General features: G+C 63.5%; 17 protein-coding genes. 10 read left to right on the plus strand and 7 right to left on the minus strand.

Features of this window, described 5'->3' with window-relative positions:
• Window positions 1–67 precede the first annotated feature (67 nt).
• Entirely contained in the window at window positions 68–1,717 is a 1,650-nt protein-coding gene (locus BCY88_RS00845) for an NRAMP family divalent metal transporter (RefSeq protein ID WP_120342382.1), read from the plus strand.
• Between the two features lie 684 nt (window positions 1,718–2,401).
• Window positions 2,402–3,910, plus strand: a complete 1,509-nt coding sequence (locus BCY88_RS00850; protein WP_120342383.1) for an MFS transporter — start codon at window positions 2,402–2,404, stop codon at window positions 3,908–3,910.
• 81 nt (window positions 3,911–3,991) lie between these two features.
• Here the strand turns inward: BCY88_RS00850 and kdgD are convergent, their stop codons facing one another.
• The 3 genes from kdgD to BCY88_RS00865 all read right to left on the minus strand — a co-directional run bounded on the left by kdgD (window position 3,992) and on the right by BCY88_RS00865 (window position 7,729).
• Window positions 3,992–4,909 carry a 5-dehydro-4-deoxyglucarate dehydratase gene (kdgD, locus tag BCY88_RS00855; protein ID WP_120342754.1) on the minus strand — a complete coding sequence of 306 codons (918 nt, stop codon included), beginning with the start codon at window positions 4,907–4,909 and terminating at the stop codon, window positions 3,992–3,994.
• Window positions 4,910–4,994: 85 nt separating this feature from the next.
• Window positions 4,995–6,344: a glucarate dehydratase gene (gudD, locus tag BCY88_RS00860; RefSeq protein ID WP_120342384.1), complete on the minus strand. Its 1,350-nt coding sequence runs from the start codon at window positions 6,342–6,344 to the stop codon at window positions 4,995–4,997.
• A 53-nt stretch (window positions 6,345–6,397) separates the two neighbouring features.
• Window positions 6,398–7,729 carry an MFS transporter gene (locus tag BCY88_RS00865; RefSeq protein WP_120342385.1) on the minus strand — a complete coding sequence of 444 codons (1,332 nt, stop codon included), beginning with the start codon at window positions 7,727–7,729 and terminating at the stop codon, window positions 6,398–6,400.
• Window positions 7,730–8,113: 384 nt separating this feature from the next.
• On the opposite strand from BCY88_RS00865, the gene BCY88_RS00870 reads away from it, so the two are divergent.
• Entirely contained in the window at window positions 8,114–8,824 is a 711-nt protein-coding gene (locus BCY88_RS00870) for a FadR/GntR family transcriptional regulator (protein ID WP_120342386.1), read from the plus strand.
• Window positions 8,825–8,894: 70 nt separating this feature from the next.
• Here BCY88_RS00870 and BCY88_RS00875 read toward each other — a convergent pair whose 3' ends face one another.
• Genes BCY88_RS00875 through BCY88_RS00885 form a run of 3 tightly spaced genes read right to left on the minus strand, consistent with a single transcriptional unit; the run spans window position 8,895 to window position 11,946 of the window.
• Window positions 8,895–9,230 carry an AtuA-related protein gene (locus tag BCY88_RS00875; protein WP_120342387.1) on the minus strand — a complete coding sequence of 112 codons (336 nt, stop codon included), beginning with the start codon at window positions 9,228–9,230 and terminating at the stop codon, window positions 8,895–8,897.
• 1 nt (window position 9,231) lies between these two features.
• On the minus strand, window positions 9,232–10,608 hold the full coding sequence (locus tag BCY88_RS00880) for an acyclic terpene utilization AtuA family protein (protein ID WP_120342388.1): 1,377 nt from the start codon (window positions 10,606–10,608) through the stop codon (window positions 9,232–9,234).
• Between the two features lie 33 nt (window positions 10,609–10,641).
• Window positions 10,642–11,946 carry a CitMHS family transporter gene (locus BCY88_RS00885; RefSeq protein ID WP_120342389.1) on the minus strand — a complete coding sequence of 435 codons (1,305 nt, stop codon included), beginning with the start codon at window positions 11,944–11,946 and terminating at the stop codon, window positions 10,642–10,644.
• 99 nt (window positions 11,947–12,045) lie between these two features.
• Between BCY88_RS00885 and BCY88_RS00890 the strand changes: the two genes are divergently transcribed.
• From BCY88_RS00890 to BCY88_RS00915, 6 genes are all read left to right on the plus strand, one after another.
• On the plus strand, window positions 12,046–12,933 hold the full coding sequence (locus BCY88_RS00890) for a LysR family transcriptional regulator (protein WP_120342390.1): 888 nt from the start codon (window positions 12,046–12,048) through the stop codon (window positions 12,931–12,933).
• Between the two features lie 102 nt (window positions 12,934–13,035).
• Window positions 13,036–14,568: a sensor domain-containing diguanylate cyclase gene (locus tag BCY88_RS00895; protein WP_259461177.1), complete on the plus strand. Its 1,533-nt coding sequence runs from the start codon at window positions 13,036–13,038 to the stop codon at window positions 14,566–14,568.
• Between the two features lie 263 nt (window positions 14,569–14,831).
• A complete protein-coding gene (locus BCY88_RS00900; RefSeq protein ID WP_259461178.1) occupies window positions 14,832–15,287 on the plus strand; it encodes a DUF2844 domain-containing protein in 456 nt (151 codons plus the stop codon).
• Between the two features lie 30 nt (window positions 15,288–15,317).
• Window positions 15,318–16,640: a DUF3443 family protein gene (locus BCY88_RS00905; protein WP_120342393.1), complete on the plus strand. Its 1,323-nt coding sequence runs from the start codon at window positions 15,318–15,320 to the stop codon at window positions 16,638–16,640.
• A gap of 178 nt (window positions 16,641–16,818) precedes the next feature.
• The gene (locus BCY88_RS00910) at window positions 16,819–18,411 is read left to right on the plus strand and encodes a tetratricopeptide repeat protein (protein WP_183081231.1); all 1,593 of its coding nucleotides are present in this window, start codon (window positions 16,819–16,821) and stop codon (window positions 18,409–18,411) included.
• Window positions 18,408–21,365, plus strand: coding sequence for a tetratricopeptide repeat protein (locus tag BCY88_RS00915; protein ID WP_259461179.1), 2,958 nt, complete (start codon window positions 18,408–18,410; stop codon window positions 21,363–21,365). The genes BCY88_RS00910 and BCY88_RS00915 overlap by 4 nt, the downstream gene beginning before the upstream one ends.
• Before the next feature lie 31 nt (window positions 21,366–21,396).
• Here the strand turns inward: BCY88_RS00915 and BCY88_RS00920 are convergent, their stop codons facing one another.
• Window positions 21,397–22,248 carry an IclR family transcriptional regulator gene (locus BCY88_RS00920; RefSeq protein ID WP_183081232.1) on the minus strand — a complete coding sequence of 284 codons (852 nt, stop codon included), beginning with the start codon at window positions 22,246–22,248 and terminating at the stop codon, window positions 21,397–21,399.
• 143 nt (window positions 22,249–22,391) lie between these two features.
• Between BCY88_RS00920 and BCY88_RS00925 the strand changes: the two genes are divergently transcribed.
• Window positions 22,392–23,600 (plus strand): acyl-CoA dehydrogenase family protein, encoded by a 1,209-nt coding sequence (locus BCY88_RS00925; RefSeq protein ID WP_120342396.1) that lies wholly within the window; start codon window positions 22,392–22,394, stop codon window positions 23,598–23,600.
• Window positions 23,601–23,605: the final 5 nt, after the last annotated feature.

Raw genomic sequence — 23,605 nt, forward strand, 5'->3', positions numbered from 1 at the left:
ACGTATGCCGGAGGTGCGCAATTTCATCATCGCCCTTTTAATAACCAGAATCAGGGAAGAAAGAAAAATGGCCACTCCAGCTACCAACGTCTCACCACCACGCAGCGCCGTGCTTGACTCGGCGCATATCGGCGACATCAAGGGCGCGCTGGGCACGATCGCCCACCACGACACCGCGCCGCGCACCAACTGGTGGGCGCGCTTCCGAACACTGCTCGCGATCCTCGGTCCTGGCCTGATCGTGATGGTCGGCGATAACGACGCCGGCGCCTTTGGCACATACACCCAGGCCGGGCAGAACTACGGGACCACGTTGCTGTGGACCATGCTGTTGCTGGTGCCGGTCCTGTTCGTCAATCAGGAAATGGTGCTGCGCCTCGGCGCGGTCACGGGCGTGGGTCATGCCCGTCTTATCTTCGAACGCTTCGGCAAGTTCTGGGGTGCGTTCAGCGTCGTCGATCTGTTCATCCTCAACGCGCTGACCATCGTGACCGAGTTCATCGGTATCACCTTCGTCCTCGACTTCTTTGGCATCTCGAAGATTCTGGGGGTCTGCATTGCCGCGGCGCTCACCATGGCCGCCGTCAGTACGGGCAATTTCAGGCGCTTCGAACGCTTCGCGGTCGTACTGTGTCTGCTGAGTTTGCTGCTGGTGCCCGTGCTGGTGTCGATTCACCCGCCGGTCGGTCAGATGACGCGCGATTTCTTCATTCCGAACTGGCCCGCTCATTCGAAACTGAGCGATGTGATGCTGCTCGTCATCGGTATCGTCGGCACGACGGTCGCACCGTGGCAACTGTTCTTCCAGCAAAGCTACGTGGTCGATAAGCGCATCACGCCGCGCTTCATGAAGTACGAAAAAGCCGACCTGTGGATTGGCATTGTGTTCGTGCTGATCGGCGCAGTGGCGATGATTTCGTTCTGTGCCGCGCTGTACGCCGGCAAGCCTGAGTTCGGCAATTTCACGGACGCAGGGGGCGTGATCGCCGGTCTGGAGAAATACGCAGGCCGCACCTCGGCCACGCTCTTCGCCGTCGCACTCCTCGACGCGTGCATCATCGGCGCAGCCGCGGTGTCGCTGTCGACCGCCTACGCTATCGGCGACGTGTTCAAGATTCGCCACTCGCTGCATCGTCCCGTGTCGGACGCCAAGGGTTTCTATCTGGTCTACTTCGGCATTGTTGCGGCCGCGGCAGCGCTGGTGCTGATTCCCGGCAGCCCGCTCGGTTTGCTGACTGAAGCCGTGCAAACGCTCGCGGGCGTCCTGCTGCCTAGCGCCACAGTGTTTCTGCTGCTGTTGTGCAATGACCGCGCCGTTCTCGGTCCGTGGGTCAATTCGAAGAAGCTCAATCTGTTTACAGGCGCCGTGATCTGGGTGCTGGTGATGCTCTCCATCATCCTCACCGCGTCGGTCGTCTATCCGGACATCACCGGTGAAACGATTCTGGAGACACTCGCTGGCGGGACACTCCTCGCGGTCTTTGGCTATGCCGCCACGATCGGAGTTCGTCGAGTCCGCCGCGAAGCCTCGGACGCAAACGTGCAGCAGTATCCGAAGAATGCCCGCGATACGTGGCGCATGCCGCCGCTGGAAGAACTGCCGCCGCCCAATCTCACGCTGACCAAGCGTGTCTGGATGGGTGTGCTGCGAGGCTATCTGGTCGTGGCCGTCGGCCTTGTCGTTCTGAAGGTCGTGCAGATGACGCTGCTGAAGTAAAGCAAGCGTGAGTCCGAGCCGTCTGCGGATCGGACTCACGCAGACCAACCGGGCACGCTGCAATAAACCGCTTTCCTGCACGCTCCGACCTTTTGCGTTGAACCCTGCATCTTTCCGGACAACACGAACGGACGTGGGCGTCGCTCACAGGAGGTGCCGCGATGAAGCGCTCATACGTCAAACGCGCTGTTGCACTTGTTCTGCTTTCGACCGGGGTGATGACACTGCTGGCACTCGCGTCTCCGTACAAGACCTGCCTGCCCCCCGTTGTGAATACCGCGTCCGTCTCCACGGACAGCCCGCCTGCCAGCACAATGCCACGCAAGGTGTCGTCGCACTGCCTCATCTACGGGAAGTACTGCGTGGGAGAGGCGCTTCGTGGCCGATAAGCGTCGAACGTCTGTGAAACGCTGAATAAATAGTCATCAACAGACGTCATATATCAACTTGCATCGACTCTGCCGTGCCCGCGTGCACGGCATTTTTTCGTCCTGAGTGCCTTTAAATTAGTCACGGATAGGGGGAAACCCGTATAATTCAGGATAAGAGGTCAGACAACTAGTGGACTCACTCGCCGTCAAGACCCTGGCCCGCATGCGCGGCGCCTGCCCTGAAAAGCCCTCCTTTCCCAGACCCGTGAACCCGACTGCGACTGCCCTGCCGTTCCGAAACGCCCTGCTAGCGATGCTCGGCATCGGCCTTGTCAACATGCTGGTCGCGCTCGACCAGACCGTGGTCAGTACCGCGCTGCCTTCGATCGTCGCCGAACTGCACGGCTTCGAGTACTACGCATGGATCGCCAGCGCGTACCTGCTGGCTTCGGTGGTGACCGTTCCTGTGTTCGGCCGCCTCGGCGACTACTTCGGCCGCAAGCGTTTCGTGATCGCCGCGGTCATCACATTCACGGTGGCGTCGGTGCTCTGCGGCGTCGCGAACGACATGCTGTTCCTCGTGATCGCGCGCGGCCTGCAAGGCGTCGGCGGCGGGATGATGGTGGGCACCGCGTTCGCGTCGATCCCGGATCTGTTTCCCGATCCACGCGCGCGGGTGCGCTGGCAGGTGGTGATGGCAGCCGCGTACGGGATCGGCACCGCGGCGGGTCCGTCGCTGGGCGGCTGGATGAGCGAGCATTGGGGCTGGCGCTCCACCTTCCTGATCAACCTGCCGGTCGGCATCGCGGCACTCTATTTCATCTGGGCGCATCTGCCCAACTTCCAGCGGCCCCACGAGGGCGAGGTCAAGATCGACTGGCTCGGCGCGGCGCTGGTCGCCATCGCGCTGGGCGGCCTGCAGGCTTTCATCGAAGCCGTGCCGAAACACGGCCTGACGACCGGCAACCTGGTATTGGCGGCCTTCGTGATCGCGAGCGCCATTGCGTTGCTGCTGTGCGAGAAGCGCGCCACCCATCCGATCATTCCGCTCGACCTGTTCAAGGATGCGCAACTCGTCACGCTGTTCATACTCGGCTTTCTGTCCGGCTTCGTGATGTTTTCGCTGATCTTCTTCGCGCCGCTGCTGCTGCAGGGCGGCTTCGGGCTGTCGCCGCAACAGGCCGGCCTGCTCGCCACGCCGATCGCCGCCTGTATCGCGCTCGGCAGCCTGCTGAATACGCGCATCGTGATTCACATGAAGAAACCCACGCGAATTCTGTCGATCGGCTTCGCGCTGCTGCTGTTCGCGGCGATCGCGCTGGCGTTTGCCAATCCGGACACACCGCACGTGTGGATCGAATTGCCGATGGCGGCCGTCGGCATCGGTCTGGGTTTCATCCTGAACAATCTGAATGTGTTCGGCCAGGAGATTGCCGGGCGCGAACGCTTCGGCATCACGACAGCACTGCTGCAGTCCACGCGGATGGTGGGCGGCATGCTGGGTACCAGCATCGTGGCCACCGTGGTGCAGCATCACTATCGCGACGTGGTGACGCGCACGATGAGCGTGCTCGGCGAGCCGGCCGTATCGCAGTGGCAGCCGCGTTTCGTCGATCTGCGCATCCTGATCGACGAAGCGTCGCGTCTGAAACTGATTGCGGATATGAAACCGTCAGGCCTCAATACCCTCGCATTGATCGACACGGCGCGCGATGCGCTAGTGCAGTCGATTCATATCGGCGTGTGGCTGACGGCAGTGGCGGCACTGGCGGCCGCACTGCTCGTGCAGCGCATTTCGCACGTGGTGTTTCGCAAGAGCTGAGCGCGACGAAGCTGCGATCGTCAATCGCGGCTCTGCCTGTTCCGCTTATTGCATCGCATATTGCATCGCTTGCTGCATCATTCACTGCGCGCCGAGCTTCCTGATCAGCACGTCGAGTTGCGCCATTTCTTCTTCGGTCAGATCGGTCAACGGCGCGCGCACCGGACCCGCGCTGTGGCCGACCAGCTTCGCGCCTGCCTTCACGATACTGACCGCATAGCCCTGGCGGCGATTGCGGATCGCCAGATACGGCAGGAAGAATTCGTCGATCAGCCTGCCGACAGTCGCGTGGTCGTCCGCGGCAATCGCGCGATAGAAATCCATCGCCGTCTTCGGGATGAAGTTGAAGACTGCCGATGAGTACACCGGCACACCCATCGCCTTATAAGCCGCCGCGTAGATTTCCGCGGTCGGCAGGCCACCAAGGTACGAGAAGCGATCGCCGAGCCGCCGGCGAATCGTCACCATGTTCTCGATTTCACCCACGCCGTCCTTGAAACCGATCAGGTTCGGGCAACTGTCCGCGAGACGTTCGAGCATGTCCGCATTCAGCTTCGAATTCGCGCGGTTATAGACGATCACGCCGATGTTCTTCACCGCCTTGCAGACCTGCTCGACGTGCGCGGCAATCCCCTCCTGCGACGCCTCGGTCAGATAATGCGGCATCAGCAGCACGCCGCTTGCCCCAAGACGTTCGGCCTCCTGCGCATAGTCGATCGCCACGCGTGTCGGGCCGCCCGCGCCGGCGAGAATCGGCACCTTGCCTCGGCACGTCGCGGTCGCCGTGCGCACCACGTTCGTGTAGTCGTCTCGGGTCAGCGAAAAAAATTCGCCCGTGCCGCCTGCTGCAAACAATGCCGTCGCGCCATACGGCGCGAGCCATTCGAGGCGCCCGGCATAGGTATCGGCGCGGAAATCGCCCTGCTCGTCGAAGTCGGTCACCGGAAAGGACAGCAGGCCTTCGGAGACGATCGCTTTGAGTTCTTGAGGTGAAGTCATGACGTGTATGGCGTGATAGCGTGAATTGTCGGTGAAAACGGGCGGCCGCACGGCGGGCCGCTCAAATCATGAAAGCGTGAAAAACTCAGCGCACCAGACACGGGCGCTTGTTATCGAACTTCCAGTTCGGAATCAGGTACTGCATGGCCACGCCGTCGTCGCGCGCGCCAAGACCGTGTTGCTGATACAGCGCGTGCGCTTTCTCGATCTCGTCCATATCCAGCTCGACACCGAGGCCCGCGGTCTGAGGCACCTTGACCTTGCCGCCGACGATCTGCAGCGGCTCGCGCGTCAGGCGCTGACCGTCCTGCCAGATCCAGTGCGTATCGATCGCCGTGATCTTGCCGGGTGCCGCAGCCGCGACATGCGTGAACATCGCGAGCGAGATGTCGAAGTGATTGTTCGAGTGCGAACCCCAGGTCAGCCCCCACTCGTTGCACATCTGCGCCACCCGCACCGAGCCCTGCATGGTCCAGAAATGCGGATCGGCAAGCGGAATATCCACCGACTGCAACTGGATCGCGTGACCCATCTGACGCCAGTCGGTCGCGATCATGTTGGTCGCCGTCGGCAAACCGGTCGCCCGGCGGAATTCGGCCATCACCTCGCGGCCTGAATAGCCGTTTTCCGCGCCGCACGGATCTTCCGCGTAAGCCAGCACGTCGTGCTTGTCGCGGCACAGGCGCACCGCTTCCGCAAGCGACCATGCGCCATTCGGATCGAGTGTGACGCGGGCGTTGGGGAAACGCTCGGCAAGCGCCGTGACCGCTTCGATTTCAGCGTCGCCGGGCAATACGCCGCCCTTGAGCTTGAAATCGTTGAAGCCGTAGCGCGCCTGCGCCGCCTCGGCGAGCCGCACGACTGCCTCGGGCGTCAGCGCTTGTTCAGTACGCACGCGCTCCCAGTCATCATGCCCATCCGCGCCGCTCGCATAGGGCAGATCGGTTTTCTGGCGGTCGCCGATATAGAACAGGTAACCGAGCATTTCCACTTCGTCGCGCTGCTGGCCTTCGCCGAGCAGTGCCGCAACGGGTACGCCCAGGTGCTGACCGAGCAGGTCGAGCAAGGCGGCTTCGAGCGCCGTCACCGCGTGAATGGTGGTGCGCAGATCGAATGTCTGCAGACCGCGGCCACCGGCATCGCGGTCGGCGAACTGGGTCCGCGCTTTGTTCAGGATAGCTTGAAGATTACCGATCGACTGACCGACCACCAGCGGACGCGCGTCGTCGATGGTCTGGCGGATGCTCTCGCCGCCCGGCACTTCGCCGACGCCGGTATGTCCTGCGCTGTCGCGCAGAATCACGATATTGCGCGTGAAGAACGGGCCATGCGCGCCGCTCAGATTCATCAGCATGCTGTCACGGCCGGCGACGGGCACAACGCGCAGCTCGGTCACGATCGGCGTGGCGTTCGATTGGGATGAGTTCGTGGACATGATAGGAAGACCAGGTAAGTTAGTGAGCCGACTGGCGGTGGTCGATCGACATTTCAATGCGCTTTGCTATGGAGCGGCTCCGGCAACGCGTCGCGGTTCACACGGCGATTGCGGGTCAGGAAGCCGGCCGCCGCCGCGATCAGCGAAGCCACGCCCAGGCCGTACAGTCCGCCGGTGATCGAGCCGGTGTGCTGTTGCAGATAGCCGAAGGTCGCCGGCGCGAAGAAGCCGCCGAGGTTGCCGACCGAATTGATCAACGCGATCACGGCAGCGGCAACGCGTGCGTCCAGATAACCCTGCGGAATCGGCCAGAAGAGCGATGACGCGGCCTTGAAACCGATCGCCGAGAAGCAGATAGCCACAAACGACACAACCGGATTCGCCGACGTGGAGGCGAACAGCCCGCACGCCGCAATGACGAGCGCTACCGCCAGCCACGCCTGCTGGAAACGCCATTTCGCCGACAACACCGCGAAGCAGTACATCGCGACCATGGCGATGAGCCACGGGATGGTATTGAACATGCCGACTTCGAAATCCGAGAGTCCGCCCATCTTGCGGATGATGGTCGGAAGCCAGAAGGTCGCTGCGTAGATCGTCAGTTGAATCGCAAAGTACAGAAAACAGAATAGGAGAATCTGCGGGTCTTTCAGCAGCTTCATCGGGGGCAGATGCGCGCCGCCGTGCGCCTCGCGCTCGGTCTGTTCCGCGGCGATCGAGCTTTCGAGGACGGACTGCTCCTCGGCCGTCAGCCACGAGGCATCGCGAATACGGGACTTCAGCAGCATCCAGCTGACACCGCACAGCACGATCGAAAAGCCGCCTTCAATGAGAAACATCCATTGCCAGCCCTGCAAGCCAAGACCGCGAATGGACAGCAGACTGCCGGTGATCGGCCCGGACAGCACCGACGCAAGCGCGGAGCCCGAGAGAAAAACCGCCACGGCCTTGCCGCGCTCCTTCTGCGGCAGCCATTGGGTGAAGTAAAACACCACACCGGGAAAGAAGCCGGCTTCAGCGATACCGAGCAGGAAGCGCAACACGTAGAAGGAGGTATCGTTCCAGACAAATGCCATGGCGCCCGCGACCAGCCCCCAGGTTCCCATGATGCGGGTCAGCCAGGCGCGCGCGCCATACTTCTGCATCAACACGTTCGACGGCACTTCGAACAGCGCGTAGCCGACAAAGAACAAACCGCTCCCCAGCCCGTAGGCGGCAGCGCCGATGCCGAGGTCCGTCTGCATGTGCGAATTGACGAAGCCGATGTTCACGCGGTCGATATAGTTCGCGATGAACATGATCAGAAACAGCGGCAGGATGTGCCGCTTGACCTTCGAGACCGCGGACTCGAGCGGGTCGGCGGCGGTGGTGAGAGCAGATGTCAAGGTTGTCTCCAGTTCCGGCCACTCTGGCGGCCCGCTTCGACACATGTGATATGTTGTCTGACGACAGTCTACCCGCTTCTTTCCATCGATTCCAACAGGGTGTTTACCCTGCTACACGATACGCATCCACGCTCTATGTGAGGGAAAACGGCAGCAGGCGCGGCATTTTACTGCCGTAGGGAGCAGATCAAAATAAGACGTCCGACAACAAAGCCGAGTCCTACGCCGGGAGACCCATGCGCTATCCCACGCCTCACCCGCGAACGCGAGATTCGAGTCGTGATCATTCTGACTGACGCTATGATGGCTATGTCGAGCCGTCATATGACGTCACTCGCACCCGCAACGTGTGTATTTTCAGCCGATTAGTCAACAAGCCTATAAATGAGCAGCCTAACTGAGAAGGTGGTGGCCACCCTTTCCGATGAAATCCGCCGCGGCGCCCTGAGGCCCGGAGACCGCATCCCGACAGAAGTCGCCATGATGAAGCAGCTCTCGGTGAGCCGCTCGGTGGTTCGCGAGGCGATCTCGCGCCTGCAAGCGGCCAAGGTGGTCGAGACGCGTCACGGCATCGGCACGTTCGTTCTGGCGCCGGCTACGGAACAGCCGATGCAACTGGCCGCAGCCGATCTCTCCAGCATGCTGGACGTGATGGCAATCATCGAATTTCGCATCGATGTGGAGGCTGCTTCGGCCGCGCTCGCGGCGGCGCGGCGCACCGAGCAGAATCTCAAACAGATTCGCGCGGCGCTGGAACGCTTCGAATCCGAACTCGAACGGGGAAGTACGGACACGCTCGCGCACGACATCGAGTTTCATCTGCAGATCGCCCGCGCGAGCGGCAACCGCTACTTCTTCGACGTGCTCAGTCAACTCGGCCGCGCGGTGAGCCCGCGCACACGGCTCGGCTCAGCCGAGATCGCGGAACTCGACCACATCGAGACGCTGCGCACCGTGCTCAGCGAGCATCAGATGATTTACCGGGCCATCGAACGTCAGGACGCCGACGACGCGCGCGCCGCGATGCGCATGCATCTGAGTAACAGCCGCGAGCGGCTGCGGCGGGCGCACGCGTTGAGCAAAGCGGGCGGCTGAGCCGAATGCCCGGTTTGTCCGACAGCCTTTGCCGGCTCGCCGCTTCAGCCCGCCCGAGAACGCGGACAATTTAAGGGGCCGGCGCGGTTCCACCCACCGCCGGGGCCTCCAGGTCCAGCCCCATCAAAGCCGAACTCAGTGATTTGCCATGCGCATCCAGCGCCAGCGAACGCGTCACCCCTCCCCCGAGCGCCTGGCCGAGCACGAAGTTGAACGCGGCGATACCGGGCAATTCATAACGCACGACTTCGCCGCGCACCACCTCGGCGAGATGCGCCTTGACACACTCCGCGGTCAACACCGCTCGCAGATGCTCGTAGTGCTTCGCGTCATAACAGATGACCGAGATATTCAGCGTATTGCCTTTGTCGCCGGTCCGCGAATGAGCAAGCTCACGTAGTTTCATGTCACGCCTCCACGAGCGAGAAGGTGGGTTTGGCGTGCTCACGCGGCAGCAACACCGATTGCACCGCGACGACTTCGCGCGCCGATTTGGTCACGCCACCGCCACCGGCCGGGCCATTGGTGTAAAGCGTCTCCACTTCATTGCCGATCCGCACCGCTTGCGCGAGCGAATCCGTGCGTCCCGCGACCCGCGCGCGCACTTCATAGGGTTCGGCATAACCCCCGCCCAAGGTTTCGCCATGCAAGGCATTCACACCGATCAGATCGAAGCGCAATTCGCGCGTATCCACCCCGGTCAGGCTGAGCCTTTCCCGCACGATATCGAGCGCGAGCCGGGCACGCGCCAGCGCGCCGGGACCGCCATATGAAATCTGCCCCTCGCCGATATAGCCATCGAAGTAAGCAACCGACACCTTCAGCGTATCGGTACGCGGCGTGCCACGTCCGCCGCTCACGCGAACACGATCCGGCGCTTCCTGCGCGACACGCACCTGCGTGAAATCGGCGACCACGTCCGGTTGCAGATAGCGCCGCGGATCGTGAATCTCATACAGCAGTTGTTCCTTGCAGGTGGCTTCGGTCACCCGGCCGCCGGCTTGGGCAAGCTTGGTGATGACCACCGAACCGTCCTCGTCCACTTCGGCAATGGGAAAACCGAGCTTCGCCAGATTCGGGACGTCCTTGAAACCCGGGTCCGCAAAATAGCCACCGGTGATTTGTCCCGCGCATTCGAGCAGATGGCCGGTCACGGTCGCCTGCCCAAGCGTCTGCCAGTCGTCCATGCGCCAGCCGAATTCATGGATCAGCGGCGCGACGAACAACGACGGATCGGCGACGCGTCCGGTCAGCACGATCTGCGCGCCGGCCGCCAGCGCCTCGACAATCGCGGCCGCGCCAAGATAGGCATTCGCGGACACGAGGCGATCCTTATATGCAGCGACGCTGTCCCCTGACTCCTCGAAACGGAAATTGCCTTGCCGCACGACGTCGAGTACATCGTCGCCGGTGACAGCGGCAATCTTCACCGGACCGAGACCGAGCGAGCGCACGATCCCGGCAGTCTTCTTCGCCGCTGCAAGCGGATTGGCCGCGCCCATGTTCGAGATGATCCGCACGCCGTTGCCCGGACCCCGCATGGCAGCGGGAAGCACGGCCGCCATGCGCGCTTCGAGCAACGGGTCGTAGCCCTGTTCGGGGTCTTTGCTGCGCGCCTGCTGCGCGATCGCGATGGTGCGTTCGGCGAGGCACTCGAATACCAGGTAATCAAGCGCGCCGTATTCCGCCAGTTCGACCGCGGGTTCGATACGGTCGCCGGAATACCCCGCACCCGCGCCTATTCGTACGGTTCGCACCGTTCGCTTATGTGGAGTCGCTGTCATGATGGTCGCATCCGTTCAGTGAGGCCACGCGGCTCACAGTGAAAATATCCCCAGCACGACGCAGGCAATCGTCATCACGATCGAGGCGCCGAACAGCAAGGGGAACGTAAATTTCTGGTGATCGGCGAGATCGATGCCGCACAGGCCGACCACGAGAAACGTCGCCGGCGTGAGCGGGCTGACCGGAAAGCCGGTCGTCATCTGGCCGAGCAGCGCGGCCTGGCCGACATGCACGGCCGGCACGCCGAGCTGGCCGGCCACTTCCGCAATCACCGGCAGCACACCGAAGTAAAACGAGTCCGGGTCGAATAGCATGCTGAGCGGCATCGACAGCAAGCCGAGTGCGACCGGAATGTGGCCCGCCATCGCGGGCGGCACGAAGCCGACGGCCGCCTGGGCCATCGCCTTCAGCATGCCGCTGCCCTGCATCACGCCGGTGAACACGCCGGCGGCCAGCAGAATGCCGGCCATCATCAACGCGGCGCGCGCATGCGCGTCGATCCGCTTACGCTGCATGTCGACGTTCGGGTAGTTCACCATCAACGCGATGCAAAGCCCGACCATGAACATGATCGCCGGCGGGATCTTTTCGCCCATCACGACCATCGTGCCAAGTACGACCAGCGTGAGGACGATGTTGAACCAGAAGTTTTTCGGCCGGCGCAGGGCTTGCTCCTCGGGCGTCAACTGGCGCTCCGGCATCGGCACGGAAGTGCTCGCGGCGGTGAGGCCGAGCCGTTTTTCCTCGCACCGGCCGAGCCAGAACGCCATGCCGAAGACGAACACGAGTCCGATCAGCTGCACCGGGATCAACGGATTGAACAGCGCCGAAATCGGCAGATGCAGCGACGCCGACGCGCGGATCATCGGCCCTGTCCACGGCAGAAAGTTGATGCCGGCGGCCATCGAAACGGCCGCGGCCAGCACGCGCCGGTCCATCTCCAGACGATCGTAAAGCGGCAGCATCGCGGGAATCGTGACGAGAAAACACACCGCGCCGGAACCGTCCAGGTGAATCAGCAGCGCCAGCAAGGTGGTGCCCATCACGATCCGCGTGGGCCGCGTGCCGACGGCACGCAAGATTCGGTCGATGATCGGATCGAGCGTGCCGGCGTCGGTGATGGTGCCGAAGTAAAGAATCGCGAAGACGAACATCCCGACCACGGGTGCGAGACTCTTGAGCCCGTCGATCACGAACTTGCTTGTCTGAAAGCCGAAACCGCCGAGCAATGACGCCGCAATCGGCACGATGATGAGCGCTACCAGCGGCGACATCCGTTTCGACAGAATCGCGCCCAGCAGCACGGCAATGGTAGCCAGCCCCAGTAGTGGCAGCATGTGCTTGTCTCCAGTGTTGTTTTTTACTGCGATCGAGCGTAAGTTCGAGGCAACAATAAATCAATTGAAATGAATTGATCGCAGCAATTACAAACCATTATGGATTTGAATCTTCGGGACATCCGCGCGTTTATCGCCGTCGCGCAAACGGGCAGCTTCACGCGTGCGGCGGCGCGCTTGCACCTGTCACAACCGGCCTTGACGGTGCAGATTCGCCGGCTCGAGGAAACCGTCGGCATGCGCCTGTTCGATCGCAACAGCCGCAATGTCGCGCTCACGCCGACCGGCCGCGAGCTGCTGCCGCTGCTGCAGAAGTCGCTGCACGATATGGAGCATGTGCTGATCGACGCGCGTGCGCTCGGCGAAGGAAGCAGCGGCACGGTGCGCATCGCGTGTCTGCCGACTTTCGCGGCCAGTGTCTTGCCCGAACTCGTGCAGAACATGAAGAAGGCCGTGCCGCGCGTGAGCTTCCATGTGCGCGACGTGGTCGCCAGCATGGTCAACACGCTGGTGCGCAACGAGGAGGTCGATATCGGGCTGACCGGCGGCGAACTGGACGATAGCGCCTTCGAGGTGCTGCACGCGGGCATCGATCGCCTGGTGGCGGTTTTTCCGAAGCGCCACGCGCTGGCGCGGCGGCGGCGCATCACGCTGGCCGACCTCGCCGCGGTGCCGCTCGTGCTGACGGCGCCAGGCACGAGCGTGCGGGCGGTGGTCGATAGCGCCTTTGCCAACGCCCGCTGTGCGCCGGAGATCGCCTGCGAGCCGACCTACATGATGAGCGCCGTCGCAATGGTGCGCGCCGGGCTCGGCGTGACCATCCTGCCGGCATCGGCTCGCGAGGTCAGAGCGGAGCCTGAACTGGTGGTGCGTCCCGTCGACGATCCCGCGTTCACCCGCCCGATCGCGCTCATCAGGAAGCGCGGCAGGACCCTGCCGCCGGTCACGGAAACCTTCGTCGCCATGCTGATCGGCAAGCTCGATTGACCCCCACACGCATTCAATGATCCAATCGACCATGCAACCGGACTAAGACAAAGTCTTATGCAGCACGCCGGATGAACCGGCCACCCAGGGGGAGTCAGGCACGTGTCGAATGGACAGGTTCTTACCTTGCGCTACCGGTCGGCCAGGTGGTTTGGCGGGACCCGCAAATGGATCGCGTGGACGATCGGCCGGCATCCCTTGCTAGCGGGCCTGTGCGGCATGCTCGCCGCCACCGTGCTGGCCGCCCTGACGTTCGTCGCGCTCTATAACAGCCGCGAGGACGAATTCCGCCATGCCATGGACAATTCGCGCAACCTCGTCGCGATTATCAGCCGTGACCTTGCGCGCAATGTCGCCCTTTACGACCTGTCGTTGCGCGGCGTGGCGACGGAGGCCGAGCGCCCGGAAACATGGACCCTGTCGCCCTATCTGCGTCAGCGCGTGCTGTTCGATCGCGGACTGGGTTCGCCGATCTCGGGCGATGCTTACGTCGTCGATGCGCAAGGTCATGTCAAAGCGTCGAAAAGCGGCAACACCTATCCTGGCCTGTCGTTCGCGGATCGTGACTATTTCACCGTGCAACAGAAGAACCCCGCGGTGGGCCTCTACATTTCGCACCCCTATCAGTCGCAAGTCCGTGACGGCGCGCTGGCGGTGGCACTGTCGAGGCGCATCGATACAGCCAATGGCGCATTCGACGGGATCGCGCTAGTCAGCGTCCGGATCGAATACTTCGAGCATCTGCTCGACAACATCGACCTCGGTCCCAACGGCGGCGGCTTTATCGTGCTCGACAACGGCACCCTCCTCGCGAGCCGGCCGCCGGCGCGTCTCGGCATCGGCTCGAACTATGCGAATACGGCGAATTTCCCCGGCATTGCGAGCCACCAGTCCGGCAGCTTCGTTTCGGACGGCTCACTGGATGGCGTCTCACGCCTGTACACCTATGCGCACGTGCCGGGCACGCCGCTGATCGTCGGCATCGCGCCGGCGGTGGAAGACGTGCTGACCGACTGGCGCAAACGCAACATGCTGGCCGGCGCAATGACGGTCCTGTTCGGCGGCGCCTACGTGGTCGTCGCCTGGCTGTTTGCTTTCGCGCTGCGCGACAAGGTGCTGGCCGAAGCTGAATTGCAACGCATTGCCGAAACCGATGCATTGACCGGCTTGAGCAACCGCCGCGCATTCGACCAGCGGCTCGCGCAGGAATGGCGGCGTTCGCAGCGCGAGCAGACGCCGCTCTCGCTGCTCTTCATCGACATCGATTATTTCAAGCGCCTGAACGACACCTATGGCCACGCCACCGGCGACGAAGTATTGGCCGCGGTAGCCGAGCGCATCATGTCGGGCACCCGGCGCGCGGTGGATCTTGCCGCGCGCTACGGCGGCGAGGAGTTCGCGGTGGTGTTGCCGAATACATCGCTCGAAGGCGCGTTCAAGGTCGCGGAAACGATCCGCGAGCGCGTCGCGGCGGCAAGGCTCGAGAACAGGGACACGGAGCCCGGGCACGTAACGATCAGCATAGGTTGCGCGTCATGCAAGCCGCCCGAGGGCGGCAGCCCCGCCGCCCTGCTTGCCGCGGCCGATACGCAGTTGTACGCCGCCAAAGCCGGTGGACGCAACCGCGTGGCATGACAGGCGCGCACCGTGTCAGTGCGCGCCACTGGGCATTACCCGGTTTGAATATCGTTTGATTTCCGGCAGGCAGGCTTTGGGACTCGAATAGAACCCGAATCGCCTCGCTATTCATTCGTTTTAATCGAAAAGACTCACATTAATATTAGTGTTGCGCGGACGCGAGGATAACGTTCGCGCGCATTTTCCAAAAACCGCCGAAAATCCAAAAAATGATAATCAGTCGATTTCGAACGCTCGTGGTGGCCACTGCCTCGTTCGCCATGGTCGTTCCAGCATACGCAGGCTTAGGCGGCACACCGACCTATCCCGTGACCGCCAGCAGTACCAGTGCAGGGGCACTGAGTCAGGGCGGCGCCGCGGTGGCGCGCTTCGCGGCAAGCGCCAATGCGGCTACGCCGGCTTACACCGTGAGCCAGACCACGCTGCCGTCGGGCACGGTGGTGAACGAGTACATCACGGCGGGCAACACCGTGTTCGCATTGAGCTGGGAAGGCCCGACCATGCCGCCGCTCAAGACGCTGCTCGCCACTTACTTCCCGTCTTACGTGCAAGGCCTCACCGATGCGCACACAGCGCAAGGCGGCGGCTACGGCGCCGCGGTCGTGCATCAGTCGGCGCTGGTCGTGGAGACCGGTGGCCACATGGGTGCCTTCGCGGGGCGAGCCTATCTCCCGCAAGCGTTGCCGCAGGGCGTAAGCGCTGACGACATCAAGTAAGTCTGTTAAAAATCAATCGAGAGAATAAAAGTGCGCAAAATCGCATGGATCATTGCCGCGGCGCTCGGACTCAGTCTGGCCGGTTGCGGTGGGGGTGGCGGGGGTAGCAGCGGCGGTAACAGCAGCACGGCGGCAAATGCACCGGCCGCCGCCAGTTCGCCCGCAGCGCCGAGCGGAACCAGTTCTTCGTCGAACAGCAATAACTCGACGCCCAACGTACTCGCGGTGGACGCCTCGGCGGTGCCGACCCCGGTCGGCCCCGGCAATACGATTGGGGTCACGGTGAGCGGAACGGGCATCCACAATCAGCCGATGGTCAACGTCACCATCTGTGCCAACAACACTAACGCCACCGGCGCCTGCACGATCATCCCCAACGTGATCGTCGATACCGCATCGTTCGGCTTGCGTCTGGTTCGCTCCGCGATTCCGACAGCGACCTTCAATCTACTGCAAGCCGAAACCGTAGGCAGCAGCCAGCCACTCGCCGAATGCGCGTTGTTCGGCAGCGGCTACGCGTGGGGTACCGTCCATTTCGCGGACGTGGCGCTTTCGGGTGAGATCGCCCAGAACGTCCCCATCCAGGTGATCGGCGACAGCACGCTGACGACACCCGCCCCGACCGAATGCCAGGTTGGCCGCGCGCTCGTCACCACGGGCGACCTCGGTGCTAACGGCATTCTCGGCATCGGCGTGAGTCCGACCGACTGCGGCCTCGCGTGCCAGCAGGGCCCTGTGTCGACGTTCTACTACACCAACGCCGGCGTCAACACCGCGGTGCCTCTTGCCGGACAAATCACCAATCCGGTTTCCATGTTCCCGCAGGACAACAACGGCGTGATTCTGGAGATGGCCCAGGTGTCGGACAGCGGCAGCCCGACCGCTCAAGGTACGCTGGTGTTCGGCATCGACACGCAGGCCAACAACGCGCTGTCCGGCACGAGCGCCACGCTGATCAGGACGAACGGGAACGGCGACTTCACGTCGAGCTACAGCGGGACCACGCAGACCAAAACGTTCTTCGATTCCGGCTCGACGGTAATGTTCTTCCCGGACCTGACCATTCCGATCGACAGTTCGACCGGGTACTACATCCCCACTGCAACGGTGGGCCGGAGCTCGACGCTGGTGGGCGCCACCCCGGCGAGCGTGGCACTCGGTTTCAATATCGCAAACGGCGCGCTGCTGAACGCATCGGGGAACAACGCGTTCAACAACCTCGGTATCTATATGACGCGGGTGTTCGACTTCGGCATGCCGTTCTTCTATGGCCGGCACGTGTACTACGGCATTACGGGCAAGCCGTCCACGGGCGGCGGCACGGGGCCTTATGTAGCGTACGTGTCGAACTAGGCGGCGGGGAGCGTCCCGCGCGGTGGAGATCGGTGCGCGCATCGATATCCATTTGTGCGGGACACCTGAATCCGCGAACGAGCCGAAGCGCTCAAGTTCTTCATTTTTTTGCCGATATGGATGCTTGGCGCAGAATCACTCACAGCCGCGCCGGCCTCTTCACCACCCGCAAATGAAAATGAAGAACATCGTAAGCCGACGCGCGGCGGCCGTCGCCGCCGCATTGTGCCTGAGCGCGTGCGCGCATGATCCCGCTCCAGTCGCCGCAGCGGCAATCGCTACAACAGTCGGCTCGCAGTCCGGTTCGGCCGCGAGCGTTACCGCGAATGTGCCGCCGGACGTGCTCGCCACTTGCCAGCGTATTCCTGCGGCAATGGATAGCGGCCATCCGGCCGACGCGAACCGTCTCGCGAACGAATGTCTTGCTTCGCACAGCCTGCCGGTTGCGTTGCGCGAACAGGTGCTGCAGGAACTCACGCTCATCAATATGGCGCTTCGGGACGATCGGGCCGCGCTCGATTCGCAGTTGGCCGCGATCGAACTGATGCCGGCGCCAACCGACGTGCAACTGCTGTTGCTCGCCCATCTATATGGAACCAATCAGCGCAACGACGAGAGTCTCGCGACGCTCGAGCGGATTCGGGCAGCGCATGAGATCACGCACGACCTCGATTTGACGGACGGCGCGTCCTACTATCAGGAACTCGGCTCCGCGCTGGCAACAAAGAAGCGTTATCAGGAATCCATCGACGCGTTCACCAAAGGCCTCGCGTTGCAACCGGCCTTTTCGGATATCTATCACCGACGCGCCGTCGTACGCGAGGTATCCGGCGACGCCGCCGGCGCGCGGGCAGACTACGTGCAGTTCGCCCGCTGGGCGTCCGACCGGGAAATCGATGCGACGGTGCGCGCGAAACTTGCCTCGCTTGGCATCGATCTCGCGCACGAACGACGCCATCCGTTCGGCGATACTAATCCGCTCTACAACATGGCAGCCGAACAGGTCGAAAAAGGACGCCAGTCGCTCAAGTCCTCCACGACGCCACTGGCTAAAGCCGAGGCCTACAGCGACATTTCGGCATTCTCGGACGGCATCGGCCGGCATCTCGACGCACTGGCGGCGATCGACAAGGCGATCGCACTCGCACCGGACAACGTGAGCTACAAACAGTCGAAGGTCACGACACTGGTCGATCTGAATCGTATCGATGCCGCCCTCGCGTATGCCGCACCGCTGCGCAAGCGGGCCCATGAAGAAGCGGCCGCGGCGGCCAACCCTGCCGCGGTCTACAGCACGTACCGCGAGGTCTCGGGTTCGGCAGCGCTCGCCTACATACAGCAGGGCAAGTGGCCGGAAGCAATCGACGCACTGGCCGATAGCGCCAAGGGTGCGGAGCCCGCCGACCAGGACTACATGGCAACGCTTTATCTGTACGTGCGCGCAAGAAGCGCCGGCGCCGCGCCCGCCAATGCCTACTTCGACGGCTATATCCGGCATGCGTCGCAACCGGTCTTCGGGAGCTATCGCCGCTGGCTGCTGCTGTACATGCAGGGCAAACTGCCGGTCTCGCAGGTGTACATGCAGGTCGTCATGCTCACGGAGCCGGTCGCCATCCAGAACGCGCTCGCCGAGACATGGTTCGTGGCCGCGGCCTATGAGCGATACGTGAAACACGACGACAACGCTGCACGCGCGTTTGTCGACCGTCTGAACGACCTCCAGCCCTATGGAACCAACGAGTGGATGATGGTCCAGCGAGGCGGTGCGTGACAGTTGCATCCGTCAGCCGCTTTCATCGCGCGCGGCCTGTCGTATCGCGAATGCGTTCGACGCTGTCGCCGCTGTGGCGGCTCCCGTCGCTTGCGCTAACGGCAGTCGCCGCCGTGGCGCCGCACGTCGCCAACGCCATGCCGTCGATCGCTCAGGACGCCGCCCGTCCGGCGTTTTCGTTCGCAGCCGTACCGTTCGCGCCGTTCAGCGACCCGACCACGCCTTGCGTATTGCGCTTCGCCGCCGCTCAGGAATGGGCCGCCTCGCCGCTCGCGAAACCCGCGCAACTGCTCGCGGCCTGCCGGGCGGAGGCGGCTGCCGGTAATCTCGACGCGCGTCTCGTCTATGGGCAAATGGTGCTGTTCGGCTTCGCGGCACGCCCCGACGATGCCGGTCTCGCCATCCTGACGCAGACCGCGCTCGACGGTTCGCCTGCCACGCAGCGCGTGGTCGGCGCGCTTTACCACGACGGCTCGCGCGTGCCGAGGGACTATGCCAGCGCACGCCGCTGGCTCGCGCTCGCGTCGGACAATGGCGACGGCGCCGCGGCCGACATGCTCGGCCTGATGGACTACAACGGCGAAGGCGCAGCGGTCGACTTCGCCTCCGCGTACGCGGCCTTCGCGCGCTCGGCTGAAAATGGCGACCCGAGTGGCGCGACCCATGCCGGTCAATTGCTGGCGAGCGGCCGGCAAGGCGTGTCTCGCGACGTTCAGGGCAGCGTTACGTGGTTCATTCAAGGCGCGACGCACGGCGACGCCAAGGGCGCGTTTCTGCTCGGCATCGCGCTGTTGCGCGGCTGGGGTGTCACACAGGATGTCAGCAACGCAGCGGGCTGGCTCAACGTCGCGGTGACGCGGAACTACACCGAGGCGTACGCCGCGCTCGCCGATCTTTATCTGAGTGGTACAGGCGTTTCGCGCGACAACCAACGCGGCTTTGCGCTGATGTCGACTGCCGCGCGGCGCGGCTCGATCTACGCGCAGCGTCGGCTTGGCGAACTCTATGCGACCGGCGTCGGCACCACGCGCAACGCCGCACTGGCGCGCGTATGGCATCGAAAGGCCGCGCTCGAAGGCGACGCCATGGCGCAATTCGACCTGGCCGTCGAGTACCGCTTCGGGCTTGGCGGCCCGATCGATCTGGATGCCGCAATCGGATGGATGCGCGGCGCCGCGCGGGCAGGCGTGGCCTCGGCCCAGAACGATCTCGGCGTGATGCTGCAGCGTGGCGAAGGCGAAGCGCGCAATCCCGTCGAAGCGAAGCAGTGGTATGAACAGGCGTCCGCGCAAGGACTCGGAGTCGCGTCGTTCAATCTCGCGTCGCTCGCCCAAAGCGGGCTCGGCATGCCGAAGGACCTGGCGCTCGCCTTCCAGCTCGCACGCACGGGCGCTGAGCGTGGCTATGCGCCATCCGCCGTGATGGTCGGCAAGATGCTGTTCACCGGCGAAAGCGTGCCGGTCGATAAAGCGCAGGCGCTGGTCTGGTATCGCAAGGCAGCGGACCTCGGCAACGTCGAAGGTGAACGCGTAACGGGCTGGCAGTACTTTTACGGCGTCGGCACCCCGCGCGACGAAGCGCTCGGCGAACACTATCTGGAACTCGCCGCGCAAGCCGGCGATCCACAGGCGCAGACCATGCTTGGCCTCGCGCTGCTCGCGCGTCCGTCATCGACCAGCAAGGACAGCGGAAAGGCATGGCTGGTCAAGGCCGCCGCGCAGAAATTCGGCCCCGCTTACGCCGCCATGGGCAGCCTCTACGCCAAGGGCGAAGGCATAACGCCCGATCAGGCGAGCGCGGTCAAATGGTTCACACGTGGCGCGCAATCCAACGATCTCGTCTCGCAGCGCGTGTTGTGCCTCGCCTACGCGAACGGCTCGGGCGTCGCCCGCGATGCGGCAGCCGCGCAACGCTGGTGCCGCGCTGCCGCGCAGGCGGGCGATGTCCTCGCGATGCGTCAGTTGGCTGTCGGCGTGTCCACCGGCAACGACACGACCGCCCGCGAGCGGGTCTACTGGCAATGGCGCCTCGCGAATAACGGCGACGCCGTCTACGAATCGATCCTCGGTGACGCGTACGACCAGGGCGATGGCGTAACGGCCGACTTCGGTGCCGCGATGTACTGGTTCCGCCGCGCCGCGGCACAGGGCAATGCCTCAGCACAAGCCTCGCTCGCGTGGCATCTGTTCACCGGACTCGGCGGTGAGCGGGATGAACACGAGGCCTTTGCATGGGCCAGCCGGGCGGCGGACCGCAGTTCGGCTGCGATGGAAATGGTGGGCGACGCCTATCTGAGCGGACGCGGTGTCGCGCAAGACCTCTCGCTTGCACGCGAATGGCTCGAAAAGGCCGCGGCGGCGGGTTCGTGTGAAGCGGCGAACGATCTCGCGAATCTGTACGACACCGGCGCGGGCACTTCGGTGCCGCGCGACGACGCACACGCGGTCGGCTGGCATCGCAAAGCCGCCGCGTTGGGATGCGATTCGGCAACCATCGCGCTTGCCCTGCGCGCACAGGCCGCGGATGCCACCCATTCGCTCACCCAGCGCTCGACGCATTGGCTCGCCCTCACCACCGACGATACCCGAGCGGCGACGAGCAGCGGCTTACGGGCCTCTGCCGCTGCAGGCGATAGCGACGCGACATGGAGCGCACTCTCGGCGCTCAACAAGGCCCTGCTGGGCGAACCCTTGCGCCAATACGAGACCGGCATCCGTTTCCTCGCGGGCGACGGCGTGACGCGCGACGAGGCGCTCGGCGACGCGTGGCTGCAGCGTGCCCAGGCGAGCTTTGCCGCCAAACCGGGCTTGCGTGTTTATGCCGACGCCGCCAGGATTGTCGAGCAGCGCGTCGGCGCCGGGCTCACGGCGGCGCAACGGGAGCGGGCGCATCAGTTGGCGGCAAATCTGATCGCCACGGTTCCTGCCAGCGTGGCCGGGATTGAAGCGCACTGAAATCGAAATCGCGAACTATCAGTCAGCGCTGCTAATAAATCCCCATCGCCCCTTCAATACTGCGCACCATTGAAACCAGCCGCGGCCCGACATCGCCTTCCAGCTGATTCTCTTTCAACAGATAGGACGGCACCCCGCAGTTGAACACCAGGATCTCGCCGTCGGCCGAAGGTTTCATTGGCACGGCGACGGCGTGCACTTCCTGGCGCAAGTCGCCGTACGAAACGCAGAAGCCGCGCTCATAGAAGTAATCAATGCTGCTCATCACGCGCTCGCGAAACGTATTCCATTCATTCGGCGCCTTCACCGCGATCTCATTGCAGAGCGCCTCGCGCCGCTCAGCCGGGAGCGCCGCAAGCAGCGCGCGGCCCATTGCGGTTCGCACGATCGGATAACTCAGGCCGATATCCGCTGGAAGGCCCAAAGGCGTCGTGCTGCGGCTGCTTTCCAGGTAGACGACATTGAGCCGGTCGCGCATGCCGAGCGAGACCGAGCCGCGAATCTGATCCGCCAGGTCCTTCATCGAAGCTCGCGCGATCTGCCGCACGCTCAAGCTCGCGAGCAACGGATAGCTCAACGACAGCACGGCCGACCCGAGCTGAAACTTGTTGTTCATACGATTGACGCGCAAGTAGCCGAGGCGCGTGAGCGTGTAGGTAAAGCGCGAGATCGTGGCCTTGGTCATCCCCGTGCGCGCCGCCAGCTCCGCATTGCCGAGTTGCGATTCGCGCGGCGTAAAGCAATGCAGGATGTCGAGGCCGCGCGCCAAGGTGGTGGCGAACTGCCGGTCGCCTTCGAACTCGTCGGGCTCGTAGCGCGCCTTCGAATCCAGATAGTCGCTTGCCAGCGCCGCCGGCGCGGAATGCCTGCTGTTGGCTGCCATGATCGTCTCCCTTCAGATAGCCGATTTTGCGCCCGCTGTTCAGCATATCCAAACTCTGTTCTGCAGAGTCGAACAAATCATGCCGGATACCTGTAAATCTTCGATAGTGAAGTCATAAATCGACTCACATGACGGAGACAAGCATGACCAGCCATCCCACGCCTTTCGATTCGATGCTCGCCGATGTCGCGCGTTTCGTTCGTGAAGAAGCGATACCGCGCGAAAACGAGATCGAGCAGGCCGACGCCGTGCCGGCGGATCTCGTCGAGCGCATGCGCGCACTCGGCTATTTCGGCTGGAGCATTCCGCGCGATTTCGGCGGCGCGGGGCTTTCGACCGAACAACTCGTACGCGGCGCATTCGAGCTTTCGCAAGCCTCGGTGGCATTCCGCGCGCGAGTCGGCACCAATACCGGCATCGGCTCGGAAGCACTCGTGGCCGACGGCACCGCTGAGCAGAAGCAACGCTATCTGCCGCGCCTCGCGTCGGGCGAGCTAACCGGCGCGTTCGCGTTGACCGAAGCGGAAGCCGGCTCGGATGCCACCGCCTTGCGCACCACCGCGCGACGCGACGGCGATCATTACATCCTCGACGGCACCAAGTGTTTCATTACCAACGCGCCGATCGCGGACCTGTTCACGGTGATGGCCCGCACCGATCCGGCCACGCCAGGCGCTGCCGGCATTTCCGCGTTTCTCGTCGAACGCGGCATGCCAGGGCTCTCTACCAGCGCGCCTTACGACAAGATGGGTCAGGCCGGTTCGCCAGTCGGCGACGTGGTGTTCAAGGCGTGCCGCGTGCCCGCGGCCAATCTGATCGGCGGCGTCGAAGGCCAGGGCTTCCGTACCGCGATGAAGGTATTGAACAAGCAACGCATTCATCTCGCCGCGCTGTGCACGGGTCCGGCCATGCGGATGCTCGAAGAAGCCGTTGCCTACACATCGAAACGCGAACAGTTCGGCCAGCCTGTCGCCGGGTTCCAGCTCGTGCAGGCGCTGATCGCCGAATGCCAGACCGAAATCTTCGCCGCGCGCTCGATGATTCTCGAAACCGCTCGCCAACGCGATGCGGGCAAGGACGTCGCACTGGAAGCGTCGATGTGCAAGATGTTCGCCTCTGAAATGTGCGGCCGCGTCGCGGATCGCGCGGTCCAGATGCTCGGTGGACGCGGCTACCTCGCGGGCAACGCAATCGAGCGGTTCTACCGCGACGTGCGCGCGTTCCGCATTTACGAAGGCACCACGCAGATTCATCAGTTGAACATCGCGAAGATCACGCTGCGGCGCGCCGCTGAACGCAATCAGGCACAGCCCAAGGACAGCGCGCATGCCGATGCTGCGCGTGCCGCATGAACACC

Origin of the sequence: Paraburkholderia fungorum (assembly GCF_003610895.1) — a bacterium.
In the GTDB taxonomy this organism is placed as follows: domain Bacteria; phylum Pseudomonadota; class Gammaproteobacteria; order Burkholderiales; family Burkholderiaceae; genus Paraburkholderia; species Paraburkholderia fungorum_B.